At 42.0% G+C, this 16668-nt stretch carries 12 protein-coding genes, 2 tRNA genes and 3 pseudogenes; 16 read left to right on the forward strand and 1 reads right to left on the reverse strand.

The window, feature by feature from the left end; all coding sequences use genetic code 11:
• The 11 genes from gcvT (at position 1) to BN3912_RS06625 (ending at position 11552) form a co-directional block, all read left to right on the forward strand.
• Positions 1-1092 (forward strand): glycine cleavage system aminomethyltransferase GcvT, encoded by a 1092-nt coding sequence (gene gcvT, locus BN3912_RS06575; protein ID WP_023983107.1) that lies wholly within the window; start codon positions 1-3, stop codon positions 1090-1092.
• Between the two features lie 179 nt (positions 1093-1271).
• On the forward strand, positions 1272-1652 hold the full coding sequence (gcvH, locus tag BN3912_RS06580; RefSeq protein WP_004370567.1) for a glycine cleavage system protein GcvH: 381 nt from the start codon (positions 1272-1274) through the stop codon (positions 1650-1652).
• Positions 1653-1729: 77 nt separating this feature from the next.
• Positions 1730-3049, forward strand: coding sequence for an aminomethyl-transferring glycine dehydrogenase subunit GcvPA (gene gcvPA / locus BN3912_RS06585; RefSeq protein ID WP_023983106.1), 1320 nt, complete (start codon positions 1730-1732; stop codon positions 3047-3049).
• Positions 3042-4442, forward strand: coding sequence for an aminomethyl-transferring glycine dehydrogenase subunit GcvPB (gene gcvPB, locus BN3912_RS06590; protein WP_023983105.1), 1401 nt, complete (start codon positions 3042-3044; stop codon positions 4440-4442). The genes gcvPA and gcvPB overlap by 8 nt, the downstream gene beginning before the upstream one ends.
• Entirely contained in the window at positions 4429-5727 is a 1299-nt protein-coding gene (lpdA, locus tag BN3912_RS06595; protein WP_023983104.1) for a dihydrolipoyl dehydrogenase, read from the forward strand. Before gcvPB ends, lpdA begins: the two co-directional genes overlap by 14 nt.
• A gap of 56 nt (positions 5728-5783) precedes the next feature.
• Complete coding sequence (gene htpG, locus BN3912_RS06600; RefSeq protein WP_023983103.1) at positions 5784-7841, forward strand: molecular chaperone HtpG; 2058 nt, start codon at positions 5784-5786, stop codon at positions 7839-7841.
• Between the two features lie 65 nt (positions 7842-7906).
• Positions 7907-7980, forward strand: a tRNA-Arg gene (locus BN3912_RS06605).
• Between the two features lie 28 nt (positions 7981-8008).
• Positions 8009-8082, forward strand: a tRNA-Arg gene (locus BN3912_RS06610).
• Positions 8083-8600: 518 nt separating this feature from the next.
• Entirely contained in the window at positions 8601-9830 is a 1230-nt protein-coding gene (locus tag BN3912_RS06615; protein WP_023983102.1) for a site-specific integrase, read from the forward strand.
• Positions 9831-9891: 61 nt separating this feature from the next.
• Positions 9892-11154 (forward strand): site-specific integrase, encoded by a 1263-nt coding sequence (locus BN3912_RS06620; protein ID WP_023983101.1) that lies wholly within the window; start codon positions 9892-9894, stop codon positions 11152-11154.
• Positions 11151-11552, forward strand: coding sequence for a hypothetical protein (locus tag BN3912_RS06625; RefSeq protein ID WP_023983100.1), 402 nt, complete (start codon positions 11151-11153; stop codon positions 11550-11552). Before BN3912_RS06620 ends, BN3912_RS06625 begins: the two co-directional genes overlap by 4 nt.
• A 537-nt stretch (positions 11553-12089) precedes the next feature.
• On the opposite strand, the pseudogene BN3912_RS12180 reads toward BN3912_RS06625, so the two are convergent.
• Positions 12090-12200: pseudogene (locus BN3912_RS12180) on the reverse strand (helix-turn-helix domain-containing protein); the annotation flags it as partial.
• 467 nt (positions 12201-12667) lie between these two features.
• Here BN3912_RS12180 and BN3912_RS06635 point away from each other — a divergent pair.
• The 5 genes and pseudogenes from BN3912_RS06635 to BN3912_RS11970 all read left to right on the forward strand — a co-directional run.
• The gene (locus BN3912_RS06635) at positions 12668-14047 is read left to right on the forward strand and encodes a virulence-associated E family protein (protein ID WP_023983098.1); all 1380 of its coding nucleotides are present in this window, start codon (positions 12668-12670) and stop codon (positions 14045-14047) included.
• Positions 14048-14254: 207 nt separating this feature from the next.
• Complete coding sequence (locus BN3912_RS06640; protein ID WP_023983096.1) at positions 14255-15235, forward strand: toprim domain-containing protein; 981 nt, start codon at positions 14255-14257, stop codon at positions 15233-15235.
• A gap of 4 nt (positions 15236-15239) precedes the next feature.
• Positions 15240-15688 (forward strand): annotated as a pseudogene (locus BN3912_RS06645) (DUF3408 domain-containing protein).
• Between the two features lie 383 nt (positions 15689-16071).
• Positions 16072-16503 carry a plasmid mobilization protein gene (locus tag BN3912_RS06650; protein WP_023983094.1) on the forward strand — a complete coding sequence of 144 codons (432 nt, stop codon included), beginning with the start codon at positions 16072-16074 and terminating at the stop codon, positions 16501-16503.
• Positions 16487-16668 (forward strand): annotated as a pseudogene (locus tag BN3912_RS11970) (relaxase/mobilization nuclease domain-containing protein); the annotation flags it as partial. The gene BN3912_RS06650 and the pseudogene BN3912_RS11970, both read left to right, overlap by 17 nt.

Raw genomic sequence — 16668 nt, forward strand, 5'->3', positions numbered from 1 at the left:
ATGGAAACCAAGCAAACCTGTCTTCACGACAAGCATGTTGCTCTCGGAGCACTCATGCAGCCTTTCGGCGGTTTTGATATGCCTATCCAATATTCCTCCATCATCGAAGAGCACAATGCTGTGCGTTGTCACTGCGGAGTCTTCGATGTTTCCCACATGGGTGAAGTATATGTAACAGGCATAGATGCCGAACGCTACGTCAATCACATCTTCACCAATGATATTACGAATGCCCCGATAGGGAAAGTATTCTATGGAATGATGCTCTATGCAGATGGCGGAACGGTAGATGATCTGCTCGTTTATAAGATGGCAGAAAATGAGTTTTTTATCGTTATCAATGCTGCCAACATCGGTAAAGATATAGATTGGATGCGCGAAAATGCTGAAGGCTTCGACGTCGCCATCGATCACTGTTCAGATTACTACGGTCAGTTAGCCGTGCAAGGCCCGGAAGCAGAAGCCGTTGTTGAAGAAGTTTTAAGTATTCCATGCAAAGAACTCGTGTTCTATACAGCAAAAACATTGGAGCTTGAGGGAGAAACCGTGATTATCAGTCGTACGGGCTACACGGGCGAAGACGGGTTCGAAATATACGGTTCGCATAGTTTTATCCGAAACCAATGGGATAAACTTATGGCAAGCAATCGCTGTAAGCCATGCGGACTTGGATGCCGTGACACGCTCAGATTTGAAGTCGGATTACCTCTTTATGGTAATGAATTATCGGAAGGAATTTCTCCTGTTATGGCCGGATTAAGCATGTTTTGCAAGTTGGATAAAGAAGAATTTATCGGCAAAGAAGCCCTTATCAAACAAAAGACTCACGGGGTGGATAAAAAACTCGTAGGTCTTGCTTTGGAAGACCGTGCTGTACCTCGCCACGGCTATGCCGTGATGAAAGATGGTAAGCAAGTCGGAATAATTACAACCGGTTACCGTGGTATCAGCGTAGACCATAGTTTCGCCTTTGCCCTCATCGATACGGAGTACACGAAGATTGGTACCGAAGTAGACATACAGATACGCAAAAAACTTTTCCCAGCCATTGTAGTCAAGAAGAAGTTCTACGATAAACATTATAAGAAATAAATCGTATGGGCCGAGGTCTGCGAACAGTATCTGTAATATGCACTCTCTATTATTGACAGATAGATGATCTATGCCATACATATACATTACCTGTGTTCGACAGATGGCTGCTTAAATTCGACAGACTGTAGGAGCATTTTGATAAAAAGAAAGATTAAACAATTAAAAATAGAAATAATATGGCAAAAATTATTGAAGGACTCTATTATTCGGAGTCACATGAATTTGTGAAGGTTGAAGGGGATTTCGGTTATATCGGTATTACAGATTATGCCCAGCACGAACTTGGAAATATCGTATATGTGGATATGCCCGAAATAGACGATGAAGTTACGATTGATGAAGATTTTGGAGCTGTGGAAAGTGTGAAGGCTGCAAGCGACCTGATTTCTCCTGTGAGTGGCATTGTCGTTGAGGTGAACGAGGCACTCGAAAATACTCCGGAACTTTTAAATAAAGATGCTTTCGGTAACTGGATTATCAAAGTAGAGCTTTCCGATAAGGCAGAACTCGATAAACTAATGAATGCTAAGGCTTACGAAGATTTTTGCAACCAATAGACAATTCACGATAAAGATACGGCACCCATACCGACTGTATCTGTATAGTTGCCGTATCAAAACACGAACTACGACCAATGAACTACAAATATTTCCCACATACGGAGGAAGATATAGAGCAGATGTTGCAGAAGATCGGCATAAAATCTTTAGATGATCTTTATTCCGAGGTGCCCGAATGCATACGTTTCCGTCGCGAATATCACCTTCCCGAAGAAAAGAGCGAGATAGAAGTGCGCCGTTTTTTCGACACGCTGGGGGCTAAAAACAAGCAGTTGATTTGTTTTGCCGGTGCCGGTGTGTATGATCATTATACTCCGGCGGTAATTCCATCTATCGTCGGGCGTTCCGAATTTCTTACGAGTTACACTCCTTATCAAGCCGAAATATCACAAGGCACCTTGCACTATATCTTCGAATACCAGTCGATGATGGTGGAACTTACAGGCATGGATGTGTCGAATGCTTCGATGTATGATGGTTCTACAGCTACGGCCGAGGCGGTGTTGATGGCCGGAAATATGGGAAAAAAAGCGAATAAAGTGCTTGTCAGTGGTACACTTGATCCCAAAGTTCTTAATGTTGTCAAGACTTATGCATTCTTTCATGGGATTGAAATAGAAATGATAGCTGCAACAGGCGGTATAACCGATAAAAACGATTTGCAGGAAAGACTCGGCAAGGGGGGCGTTGCCGGTGTCGTAGTGCAACAACCCAATTATTTTGGAATTATAGAAGATTATAGCGGTTTTGCCGAATTATGCCACGAACAGAAAGCTCTATTTATTATGAACAGTATAGCTGCCGACCTTGCATTGCTGAAAACACCGGGCGAATGGGGCGTAGATATTGCCGTAGGCGATGGACAATCACTCGGAATACCGATGTCTTGGGGCGGTGCATATGTGGGTTACATGTGCTGTACTGAAAAGCTAATGCGTAAAATGCCGGGACGTATCGTTGGCAAGACGGTGGATCGGAACGGGCAGCGTGCTTTTGTACTTACTTTGCAGGCACGCGAACAGCATATCAGAAGACAGAAAGCAACTTCTAACATCTGCTCCAATGAGTCGCTTATGGCGCTATGGGTTACCATTTATATGTCGCTTATGGGTAAACAGGGATTGAAAGAAGCGGCTCAAATGTCATATGACGGGGCGCATTACCTATGTGAACAGTTAAATAAGACTGGCCATTTTGTTTTGGCTTACGACAGGCCCTTTTTCAATGAATGTTGTATGCGCTACGATGGAGATGTGGATAAACTGCAAAAACATCTTATCGATCATGGGATTTTCGGGGGAATCAAAGTTGCCAATGATACAATCATGTTTGCCGTAACCGAAAAAAGAAGTAGAGAAGAAATAGACCGTTTAATAGATTTGTGCCATGAATAATAAGTTATACAGTAATCTGATTTTTGAGTTATCTCATACCGGTCGGCGTGGCTATAGTCTACCAAAAAACCATTTTGGACATTATGAATTGCCTAAAGAACAGTGCCGAACTAAAGATGCAGTACTTCCTGAGTGTGATGAATTGACGGTTGTAAGGCATTATACTAATCATAGTGAAAATAATTTTGGTGTAGCCAATGGCTTTTACCCTCTCGGTTCGTGTACAATGAAGTACAATCCCTGTATCAATGAAGAGATTGCCAATCATCCGGCTTTTTGCAATTTGCATCCGCTTCAACCACAAGATACAGTAGAAGGAGCATATGAAGTATACGAAAATTTACAGCATGCTCTCTCGGAAATCACGGGCATGAACAGCTTCACACTCAATCCTTGTGCAGGAGCTCATGGCGAGCTTACGGGATTGATGATTATCCGTTCTTACCACCAAAGTAGGAACGACTGTAAGCGTACCAAAGTTATTGTACCCGATTCGGCCCATGGTACCAATCCTGCATCGGCTGCAGTCTGCGGACTTGATGTCGTGGAAGTGAAGAGTACTCCCGAAGGTATCATCGATATGGATGATCTTCGTGAGCTATTGGATGACACTGTCGCCGCTATGATGATGACAAATCCCAACACTTTAGGGCTGTTTGAAAAAGATATACCCCAAATAGCAGAGCTCGTTCATGCCTGTGGAGCACTCTTATATTATGATGGTGCCAATCTTAACCCTATGCTTGGCGAATGTCGACCGGGAGATATGGGCTTCGATGTAACACATCTTAACCTTCATAAAACATTCTCTACTCCTCATGGAGGAGGTGGTCCGGGGAGCGGGCCTGTAGGTGTACGCAAAGGTTTGGAACGCTTTTTCCCGATTGTCAATCCCTATCATGGTAATTTTTCTGTAGAACTTCGTGCTTATGCCTATATCCTTACACTTGGTAAAGAGAATTTGAAGAAAGTCGGTTCGCTTGCAACTTTAAATGCAAACTATATCAAAGAGTCGCTTAAAGATGTTTTCGAATTACCGATAGAAGGCCTATGTAAGCACGAATTTGTATTCAATGGACTAAAAGACAAAAGTACTGGGGTAACAACGATGGATGTGGCAAAGCGTCTTCTCGACTACGGCTATCATGCTCCTACCATCTATTTTCCGTTGCTCTTCCACGAATCTATGATGATCGAGCCTACCGAGAATGAAAGTAAGAATACCATTGATGGCTTTATAGAAGCTTTGAGAAAGATAGCTCAAGAAGCATCTGAGATGCCGGAAATCGTAAAAAAAGCGCCACATACAGCACCAATATCTCGTGTAGACGATGTGTTGGCCGCCAAACATCCTATCCTTACTTATAAACAATTGATAAATGACAAAGACTGATCTTATAATCATAGGTTGTGGTCCCGGTGGATATCGCGCAGCCGAATATGCTGTAAAGCATGGTTTTACCGTAACTATAATCGAAAACAAACATGCAGGTGGTACCTGTCTGAACATTGGATGTATTCCTACGAAATGCTATGCACATGATGCTGAAATTGGAGATTGTAGTGATTTCCGGCGTATCTTTGAACGCAAAAAACATGTTGTCGAACAGTTGCGCAACGGTATTGAAACACTAATGATGCAACCCGGTATTACATTCGTGCAGCAGGGAAAAGGCTTTTTTAAAGATGCAAAGACTATCAAAGTAGGTGAAGATGAATTTACAGCCGATAATATAATCATTGCGACAGGTGCACACGCAAAACTCCCTCCTATCGACGGGATTGGCTCTAAGTGCGTTGTTACTTCCACAGAATTACTCGATTTTGAACATATCCCGAAAAATCTTTGTATTATAGGTGCCGGTGTAATAGGAATGGAATTTGCTTCTGCATTTCAAAAGTTTGGCAGTAATGTTACTCTTGTAGAGTTTATGAATGAATGTTTGCCTACAATGGACAGCGATATTGCCAAACGGTTACGCAAATGTTTGGAGAAAAGAAACATAAAATTCTATCTCCAGTCTTCTGTTAAAGCTATTACTGATGATAGTGTTGTTTTTGAAAGAAAAGGAAAAAAAGCTACGATTATAGCGAATACAGTTCTTGTCGCAACGGGAAGAGTACCCAATGTGAAAGAGCTAAATCTTGAAAATGCCGGCGTGGAATATAGCGGAAAAGGTATTCCGGTAAATGATAATATGCAAACAAACATCCCCCATATCTATGCTATTGGTGATGTAAATGGTAGACAGATGCTTGCTCATGCAGCGATATTTCAGGGTTTTCGTGCCGTCAATCATATTTTAAGAAAAAACGACAGTATTCGGTTCGATATCATGCCTGCTGCCGTTTTCACAGCTCCGGAAGCTGCTTGCGTGGGGCTGACGGCTGACCAATGTGCAGTACAAGGTATTGACAGTAAGGAATACAAGGGGTATTATCGTACTAACGGTAAGGCTTTGGCAAGTGATGTTTCGGAAGGTATGGTGAAAATTATAACGGATAATCGAAACGATAAGATCATCGGGTGCCATATTTATGGAGCGCATGCTGCAGATATGGTACAGGAGATTGCTGCACTAATGAATTGTGAAATAACTCTATCCCATTTTGCCGATATTATTCATACGCATCCCACATTAGGCGAGATATTACAAGATATAGCTATAAACAGATAGTTTTGGCACGCTATTTGTATAAGATGATGTTGAAATTATTAAAATACATCATAATTATGCAAAAAGGCAATATAGGGGTTACAACGGAGAATATCTTCCCTATCATTAAAAAGTTTCTCTATTCAGATCATGAGATTTTCCTTCGTGAAATGGTTTCTAACGCTGTTGATGCAACACAGAAACTGAAAACACTTGCAACTCAAGGAGATTTTAAAGGAGAATTGGGCAATCTTACCATACATATAACTCTTGACAAGGAAAATGGTACGCTTACAATCAGCGACCATGGCATAGGTATGACAGAAGAAGAGATTGATAAGTATATCAATCAAATAGCATTCTCTGGTGTAAATGATTTCCTTGACAAATATAAAGAGAATGCCAATTCTATTATCGGACATTTCGGTCTTGGTTTCTATTCGAGCTTTATGGTAAGCAAGAAAGTTGAGATTATTACTAAGAGTTATCGGGATGGAGCAAAGGCTGTAAAGTGGAGTTGTGACGGAAGTCCTTCTTTTACAATAGAAGAAGCAGAACGTGATGATCATGGTTCAGATGTTATTCTTTATATAGATGACGACTGCAAGGAATTTCTTGAACGTCCGCGTATTGAGTCACTGTTGAATAAATACTGTAAATTTCTACCCGTTCCAATTGCTTTTGGTAAGAAAACAGAATGGAAAGATGGCAAACAGGTAGATACTGAGGAGGATAATATTATTAATAATGTGGAGCCTCTTTGGACAAAAGCGCCAAGTAGTGTTAAAGATGAAGATTATAAGAGCTTCTATCGTACGCTCTACCCCATGCAAGATGAACCGTTGTTTTGGATTCATTTGAACGTTGACTATCCATTTAATCTGACAGGAATACTCTATTTTCCACGCATCACCAACAATTTAGATCTGCAGAGAAATAAAATACAACTTTATTGTAATCAAGTTTTTGTTACCGATCAAGTTGAAGGTATCGTACCGGAGTTCCTCACACTGTTGCACGGTGTTATCGATTCACCAGACATACCTTTGAATGTAAGTCGTTCATACCTCCAAAGCGATAACAATGTCAAGAAGATTTCCACTTACATTACCAAAAAGGTAGCCGACCGCTTACAAAGCCTTTTCAAGGAAAACCGAAAGGACTATGAGGAGAAGTGGGATAATCTGAAACTTTTCATCAATTACGGTATGCTTTCAGAAACGACTACTTTTTATGATCGTGCGAAAGACTTTGCATTGTTGAAAGACACTGAAGGCAAATATTTTACATTTGATGAATATAGAAATCACATCAAAGATAATCAAACGGACAAGGACGGACAGTTGATTTACCTTTATGCTACCAATGTAGAAGATCAATATACATATATAGAAGCAGCAAAGCAAAAGGACTATAGTGTTTTAGTTCTCGATGGACAACTCGACGTTCCTGCAATTTCGTTATTGGAAGAGAAGTTCGAAAAAAGTCGCTTTGTACGCGTGGATAGCGATATTATTGAACGTATCATTGTAAAAAAGGATGCAACTGAAAGTACGCTTTCGGAAGAAGAACGTGACAAACTGTCACAGGTATTCCGTACACAGATACCTAAACTTAATAAGGCAAACTTCAATGTCGAAGTACAAAGTCTTGGAGTGGACAACCAGCCAGTCCTGATCACGCAGAACGAATATATGCGCCGTATGAAAGATATGAGCAGGTTCCAAAGCGGCATGGGCTTCTATCAACAAATGCCAGATTCTTATACACTTGTTTTGAATAGTGATCACGAATTGGTGAGGAATATTCTTGCCGATACAGATGCCTCAACGACAGAAGCATTGAAACCGATTGAAAGTGAATTGAAAGGACTTCAAGCCCGCCTTGCTGCTCTGCGGCAAGCACAGAGCAAGAAAAAACAAGAAGAAATAACACAGGAAGAGCGTGACGATATTCAAAATACGGAGAAGAGTCTTGATGAACAACGTGAGAAAAAGACGAAGATTTTGTCTGAATATGCTAAAAACAATCAGGTTGTTCACCAACTTATAGATCTGGCCTTACTTCAAAACGGAATGTTGAAAGGTGCATCGCTTGATGCTTTCTTGAAGCGCAGCATCGATTTAATCAAGTAAAAACATCGTAAAACATTTGGCAGTTACGAAAAATGTAACTACCTTTGCCGACGCTAATCAAGAATGGCTCCGTAGCTCAACTGAATAGAGCATCTGACTACGGATCAGAAGGTTCCGGGTTTGAATCCCAGCGGAGTCACTCAATAAGATCAGCAATAAGAAAGGAAGGCTCCGTAGCTCAACTGAATAGAGTATCTGACTACGGATCAGAAGGTTCCGGGTTTGAATCCCAGCGGAGTCACCGAGAGGAAGTTAGTTATTGATTTCCTCTTTTTATATATTATATGATATAATAACAAAATTATTTTATTGATGTTTTAATTAGGATTACAGCCACAAATATGCTATTCTGTTATTTTTTCTATATACTTTTCGATATGTGTACGAGTATTTTGTCTTTTATAATCGGGCAATCTTATGAATCATTTTTTATTATTTTAAATCCCATGAAGAAACTTTTCAGCATGTAACTAATCAACGAAAATGAAGAAATATCGATATTGATGTAAACTAACTGATAATGAGGAGGAAATGCTCTAATTTGCACAATACGTTTCTATTCGTAAAAGGCAGGAAAGTGCAGATTTAGGCAGAAGTTCAGTTACCAGAGCATTACCTTGTTTTGATGCAGGTAACGATGGTGCAGTATTCGGTAACTGAATTATTTTCACTCGTGTGGCTGTTGCTGTGGTCGGCAGTTTTCTGCGTAAATGAGGAACGCTTTAATTCGGGTAACTTTACCCACAAATATTAAAGCGTATGAAAACAGAGAAAATGAAGGTGTTGCTCTACCTTAAAAAGAGTGGTTTGGACAAGTCGGGCAAGGCTCCGATTATGGGACGAATAACCATAGGGCGTTCCATTGCCCAATTTAGTTGTAAACTATCTTGTACTCCCGATTTGTGGAATCCACGTGAGAGTCGTATGAATGGCAAGAGCCGCGAGGTGGTGGAGATTAACGGCAAGTTGGAGAACCTACTGCTTTCCATTCAATCAGCTTATCAATCCTTGTTTTCAAAAGGTTGCCCATTTGATGCAACCGATGTAAAGGAGCAGTTTCAAGGCAGCGTGCAGGCAAGATGTATGCTTATCGAAAGATTGGATATGCTCATCAAGGAGAAAGAAAGTCATATCGGTATAGACATCAAGAAAGAGTCTATGTCCACCTATTATTCCACTCGAAAACGATTGCAGGAGTTTATACAGAAGAAGTATTATGTTTCGGACTTGGCATTCTCGCAGCTTACAGAAAGCTTTATCTACGAATTACAAGCATTTTGTCTTGGCGAACTCGGTCATCAGCAAAGCACATTCTTCAGAGTGGCAGCAGATTTGAAGACTGTCTGTAGGCTTGCTTATCGTGAGGGAATAGCAGATACATTTCTGTTTGACAAAGCGCATATAGAACGTGGAGACAAGAAAACGCCGAAAGCACTCGACAGGGAAGCCTTGGAGAAGTTAAAGGCTCTCCGCTTTGATGACTTGGAAGAGGAAATGGAAACAGCTCGTGATGTGTTTCTCTTCGCCTGTTATACTGGTGCAGCCTATTGTGATTTGATGGAACTAAGCAAGAAGCATCTTGTCCATGATGATGCAGGCAGTTTGTGGTTGAAGTTCAATCGGCAGAAAACGGGTGTGCTTTGTCGCATCAAATTATTGCCCGAAGCTATCCAGCTAATCGAGAAAATGCACAGCGATGAAAGGGAAACATTGCTCCCATTCATTAAATATCCCGCTTATCAGTCTTGCCTGAAAGCCTTACGACTGCGGGCAGGTATCGCTTTTCCCTTTACCACGCACACAGCAAGGCACACTTTTGCCACCCTTATCACCTTGGAACAGGGCGTACCCATCGAAACGGTGAGCAAGATGCTCGGACATACGAACGTAAGTATGACCGAACGCTATGCAAAGGTGACACCGCAAAAACTCTTTGAGGAGTTCGCTCGCTTCCTTTCTTTCACAGAAGATTTGCAGTTGGTGATTTGACCAATTGCTTTCATTCAACATCATTTTCAATAAAAGATATACATACAAAACCATCAAGACAATGAGAAGTACATTCAAGATACTGTTCTATATCAACAGACAGAAGACAAAGTCAGACGGAAGGACTACCATTCTCTGCCGTATTACCATAGATGGGAAGAGTTCCGCCATAACCACAGGAGAGGAATGCCTGCCGGCAGAGTGGAACCCCAAACAAGGACAGACTACCGACAAAAGAAAAAACAAAAAGTTAACAGAGTTCAGAGAGCTTGTAGAAAAGACTTATCGGGATTTACTGACGAGGGACGGAGTGGTCAGCGTGGAGCTAATCAAGAACTGCTTGCAGGGCATTGCCACCCATCCGACAACGCTGCTTGCCATGAGCAGGGTAGAACTGCAATCCGTCAAAGAATGCGTGGGGAAGTCAAAGACGGAGGGAACTTATCAGAACCTGTATTACTCTGACAAGATGCTCACGAAGTTTGTCAAGGACAGAGGAAACGAGGATATACCCATTACTGTCATTACGGAAGATTTGTTTGAAGAATACCGCTTTTATCTTAAAAAGCAGAGACTGGCAGCTGCAACCATCAACCGCTATCTTTACTGGCTAAGCAGGTTGATGTACCGTGCGGTCAGCCAGAGGATTATCAGGTACAATCCCTTTGAGAATGACAAGTACGAGAAAACGGAACAGAAGATACGCTTTCTGCAAAAGAACGATGTGGCCAAACTCATAGCTTTGAAAGTAAACGACAAGGAAGCAGAACAGGCAAGGCTGATGTTCATCTTCGCTTGCTTTACAGGCTTGGCTGTTGCCGACATGGAGCACCTGCAATATGGGCATATCCAAACGGCAGCGGACGGACAAAAGTACATCCGCAAGGAACGGCAGAAGACAAAGGTGGAGTTTGTCGTGCCTTTGCATCCGATAGCCGAAGTCATCATCGAACATTGCAAGGCTGAACAGGAAAGAAATGGAGGAATGCAATCGGTGAAAGAAAAAGGTGAAACTGAAACAAGGACAGACAGCCTTGTCTTTCCCCGTGATTGCAGCCGAAGTGTGATGGCAGCCAAGCTAAGCATCGTAGGAAGAGCTTGCGGCATCAAAGAGCGGCTGTCCTACCACATGGCAAGGCATACGTTCGGCACGATGAGTTTGAGTGCCGGCATTCCCATAGAGAGCATTGCCAAGATGATGGGACACGCATCTATCGCCAGCACACAAATCTATGCGCAGGTAACCGATAATAAGATTTCGGAGGATATGGACAGACTGATTAGGAAATATCAAAAGGAGAAAGCAAAGGAGGAAGCGATATGAACGTCAATCATCATCAAGCAAAAAGAGACCGCAGCTATTTTGAATGGAGCGATAAGATGCAAATCGTTCGCAAGGGAAATGGCGATATAGCTATGACGGAAGGCGAACTCGTAGATTTCTTCGGTGTAACATGGAGAAAACTCAATTATCACTTGCAACAGCTCATCAAAACCTCTCACCTGCACCTTGAAGAAAGGGATGCAGGTGAGGAAGAAGTTTTCGTAAACGGACAACTAAGAGGCTATGCGCCGCTTTATCCGCTCTCAACCATCATTGCCCTGTCCTTTCAGTTGGACAGCACGGAGGTCCATCTGTTCATAAAGTACATTTGCAGGGAAATATGCCGCCCGGCAAACATCATAACACCGATATTCTTAATCGGCAAGACGGATAGCTGAAACATTTCTTTTTCTTTCACCGATATTATCTTACTACATAACTACAATAAAGGATAACGCGGTGAAAGAAAAAGGTTTGCGCCGTATTTGGTTGGTAAATTCTATCATTACTACCATACAACTACAGACTACAACCCTTTTTATTTAAGAGGCTTTTGAGATTTAATCTACAATTTCAAATGAACCAATCTTGTCCCAGAAATATTTTAGTAAAATCTCGGTAAATCGTCCTGTTAGATAAAGGATAATATCATTGCAGGATTTAGTATGATTTCTCAAATATAAGATATGACAATTCAATTCATTTTCGTTACTCGCTAATCTTACCAATCCCTCTTGTCTCCATTGTTCAGAATGAACTAAGACGTTTTTGCCCTTATCAGTTCTCGTAACTGACCAAGTTTATTGTTCATTATGTTCTTCTATTCTGGAGATTTTAGCTTTCAAGGTAGAGGCATAACTATGTTGAGTTGTAATTTTATTTTCATAAGCATTGAATTTATAATTGTTTGTTACTTATCTACAGTCCGATGGATAGGTGTACCTGCTCTGTTCCCCGAATGCCTTGTGGCAGCTCTCGGCAAGGCTCAAGATTTCATCTCGCAGCTTTGCCCAATTGGTTTCTGTAATGACGTAATAGTTCATAATCTTATCTTGTTTTATTGTTTGTTGTTTCAGGCTTTTTCCTGTTTCCACCTGCAAAGATAATAGCGTATGTATGCCTCTCAAAGTAGCAGAGAACAGTAGGGAAGTATCGGGAATAATAGGGAAAAGAGCAATCCGTTCCATCGGCTTGCATTTGCGTTTTCCTACCCCGTTTTCTTCCTTTCATTGCAAAATTAAGATAGGACATTTCTTATTCCATCACTTTTCATTCAAGTGGCAGCTTGTGGCGCTACGATTAGGATAAAAGAGACAGTTTGATATTCTCGTCACCATTCAAATGAGGCTAACAAGATAATCAAAGCAAACGACTGCATCTGAAAGCAAACAACGACATCGATATTTCAGCCAACCTTTTCTTCTTACCATCCGATTTTTGCTTAATGAGGCAATAAATGCTCTTCTTTTTGACTTGCTTCCCTAAGAATTTAGCAGCAGACTGATGCAACATTATGCAAGAAGTCTCTGAATGCTTGGGAGTTACGCATTCTCACCCTAACTTCACTCTTGGAAACCAATTCAAGGAAATAATGAAAAGAGAAGCAGATGCAGGCAATATAAACGACAAGCAAAATCACAATCGCAGGGGTAGCTCGTCCAAGAATGCAGAGATAGAAGCCTATCTATCCTCCTGTTATGAGTTCAGATACAATACAGTGTTGGGAAGAACCGAATATCGTGGCAAGAACGATGCTCACTTCTCAAAGGTCGGTCGTTATGAAATCAATACGCTCCGCAGGGAACTTGACAACGATGTCGGTATTGTTACTTCTTCCGATAATCTATACTCTATCATTGAGAGCAGTTTCTCTCCACGCATCAATCCCATACAGGAGTATTTCAAGGGATTGCCGATGATAGATATAGGCGACGGCAGTAGCTGTGGTGGTAGTTGCAATGGTAGTGTTGTGCCTTCTTCCTTTTCATTGAAGGCTATTCCCGATTTGGCAAGCTGTGTTGCCGTGCGCAACTCTGACAAGTGGCTGCCGTATCTCACCAAATGGCTTGTGGCAGTGGTTGACAATGCAATGGACGACCGCGAGTGCCGTAACCATACCTGTCTTGTGCTGACAGGCGAGCAGGGCAAGTTCAAGACGACCTTCCTTGACTTGCTCTGTCCACCGGCATTGCACGGTTACAGTTATACGGGCAAGATATATCCGCAGGAGAAGGACACACTTACCTATATCGGGCAGAATCTTATCGTAAACATTGACGACCAGCTTAAAGCCCTCAACAAACGGGACGAAAACGAACTGAAGAACCTCATTACCTGTCCGATGGTTAAATATCGCATGCCCTATGACAAATATGTGGAGGAACATCCTCATTTGGCAAGTTTCGTGGCATCGGTGAACGGCAACGACTTTCTTACCGACCCGACAGGCAGCAGACGTTTTTTGCCTTTTGAGGTACTCTCCATTGACATAGAAAGAGCAAAGGCTATTTCGATGGATAAAGTCTATACAGAAGCCAAAGCCCTGTTAAGGTCAGGATTCCGCTATTGGTTTGACGATGACGAGATAGCCGAACTGTATCGGGAGAGCGAGGACTTCCAAGTACAGACAGCAGAGATGGAACTCTTGCTGCGTTGTTTTGAGAAGCCAACGGAGGACGAGAACTATTTGTTAATGACCACAACGGAGATACTCACCTATTTGGGTGTTTATACCCACCAGCCACTTCTTGCCAAACGTATGGGCGAAGCCTTGAAGAAAGCAGGATATATAAAGATGAGTAAGCGAAGAAACGGTGGGAATCCCATCTATGTCTACAAGATTAGAAAAATTTTGCCATGTCCACTCATTCAAACTTGTAGTAGCCAGATGTAGTAGTATGTGTAGTATCTCCACATACTACTAACTATTGCTGATTATCAATTACTTATATTAAAATAGTATGTAGTAAGAAGAAAGGTAAAAAAGTTTGGAGGGGAAAACTTCGGAAAAGAGAATTTTATTCAAACAACATTCAAATATCATTCAAACCAACCATTATTATTCAAATAAGAATTATCCAACCATTTAAAGTTTATGACAATGACAGAAGAAGATTTATCACTCATCAAGCGATATCCCATTGTGGCGTATCTTGAAAGGAAAGGCATCAAGCCAGTACGCAGGACACCTGCCTATGCCCTGTACCGTTCACCACTTCGTGAAGAAACACATCCGAGTTTCAAGGTGGACACGCAGAAGAATCTTTGGATAGACTATGCCGAAGGCAGGGGTGGAAGCATCATCGACCTCTGTATGCGATTGGAGGGCTGCACGCTGTCGGAAGCCATCTGCCGTTTGGGGCAGACCACTTCCTTTGATACAACGTGCAACAATGTCGAACCCTCAAAGGAAAAGGCATACAGCAGCAATGGCAGTATCAGACTGCCAAAAGAGAAAATGGTAAACGGGGTAAGGAGATTAATAGATGTATCAGACACTTTGCCGCCACCTTTGCAGGAGTATCTTACAAATGAGCGCTGCATCAATTTGGAAAAGGCATTGCCCTTTCTCAAATGTATCAGCTATGAGGTAAGGGGAAGAAGATACGAAGCCATAGGCTTTGCCAACCTCTCGGGCGGCTATGAACTTCGGGACGACAAGACGTTCAAAGGAACGATTGCCCCAAAGAACATCACTCCGATATTTGAGAACAAAGCGCAGCCCGTCTGTCTGTTTGAGGGATTTATGGACTTTCTCTCTTTCCTTTCAATGAAAGAAGAAGTAAATAACTACTGCCTTGTGATGAACTCCGTAAGCAATGTGGCAAGGACAGTTCACTATCTAAACGCCCACAATCTAACTCATATTCAGGCTTTCCTTGATAACGACGACGCGGGGCGGAGAGCAATACAAGAGCTGATAAAGGCAGGCTTTAATGTCGAGGATATGTCCCGATATTACAAGAACTTTAAAGACCTCAACGAGTATCATGTCAGCCGTGTTCGTGAGCAACAGAAAAAGCTGGAGAAAGCTCCAAAAACAAACAATAAACCCAAACAAGTCAAACTAAAAATACGATAGAGCAATGAAAAAGATAAAAGCAAGCAGAGAGGAGATAGACCAATCCATAAAAGACGCGTTCAACATGAACAGACAGGAAAGTAATGAAAGGACAGAAAGGAGAAGTCTTACATACTACTTGGGAGATACAGAAGACGAGGTGGAAGAACAACCACAGGCAAAAGCTCCATCAAAGGAAACAGATTGCCGAGAAGTAATAGTTTCCGAGCCATCCGAACCTACACTGCACACAGAGAATGCAACCGTTCAACGGCGTATCAGTGCCAAGATGAGACGGGGAACGCTCGAAGCCTATAAACAGACTTTCCTTGTTCCTACAAAGTTGAACGACCGAAAGGCGGTTTATCTGAGCAGGGCGACAGGGGCAGCAACCTTTCAAGTTTTGTGGAGAACCTCGTGTGCACGCATTTGGAGGAATACGGTGAGGACATAGAGAAATGGAGAAAGCTGTAAACCGCAGGAAAAGGGACGAGGAAGGAATTTCAAAAGATTTATTTCCCGCTCTAATCCTACTATCGCATTAAAATATGATGTCATATTCTCGTAAATGAGACGTCATATTTGGGCAAATATGACATCATATTTTTAGCAAGCAGACATCTGAATGATGAGAACACCACGAACACAGTTAAACACAGAATGCACGGCATTCACTTTTCGGCTGCAAAACGCCTCGTGCGTAAATGGTCTTATCACTGACATTGCAAGACGTCAGTTTGTACCCACAAACTGCGCTTGCTCCCCTTGTCAGACTATCGGGGAGGTTAGACCGTAATCACTCCGTTCTCATCGGTCAGCCATCAGGAATTAAGAAATAACGAAAAGAGGACTTTTATATGAACAGATACAATAGCAAGACTGCCCGATGGCAGCAGCAGGAGAAGAAAGAACAGCGGATGAACAAAACGGAGTTCATCAAGGTAAGATGCACCTTAGAGGAAAAGCAGCGAATTAAATCAAAGGCAGAAAGCACAGGCCGGAAGTTCTCAGATTACTGCCGTGAGATACTCCTTAATGGTGAGGTAATTGCCATTCCTAAGATGACGGACAATGAAAAGGAAGCCATAGAGGTGTTGAGACGAACGGCCTACTTCTTTACACATGTTTCCAACCTTATCAAGGTAAAGGATGATGCGTGGGTACTGATTACTCAAAGCCTTTCCTATTTGGCAAGGGAAGCATTTAAGCGTTTCTTTAATCCCAAATACCGTATTGAGGAAAGGGCAATTAAACTCTTAAATCTGATGGAGAATGATAGGAAAATGTAAAGCTATCGCGCATGGTAACAATGCACTGGAATATATTTTTAGAGAGGGAAAACTCGGTAAAACGCTTCTCTTTTACAATCTCTGCGGCACTACGCCAAAGGAGATTTACGAGGAAATGAAGATGGTCAGCGATTACAACAGCCGTTGCAGGAACAAGTTTCTCCG

The sequence above is a fragment of the Prevotella phocaeensis genome, from assembly GCF_900065875.1.
In the GTDB taxonomy this organism is placed as follows: Bacteria; Bacteroidota; Bacteroidia; order Bacteroidales; family Bacteroidaceae; genus Prevotella; species Prevotella phocaeensis.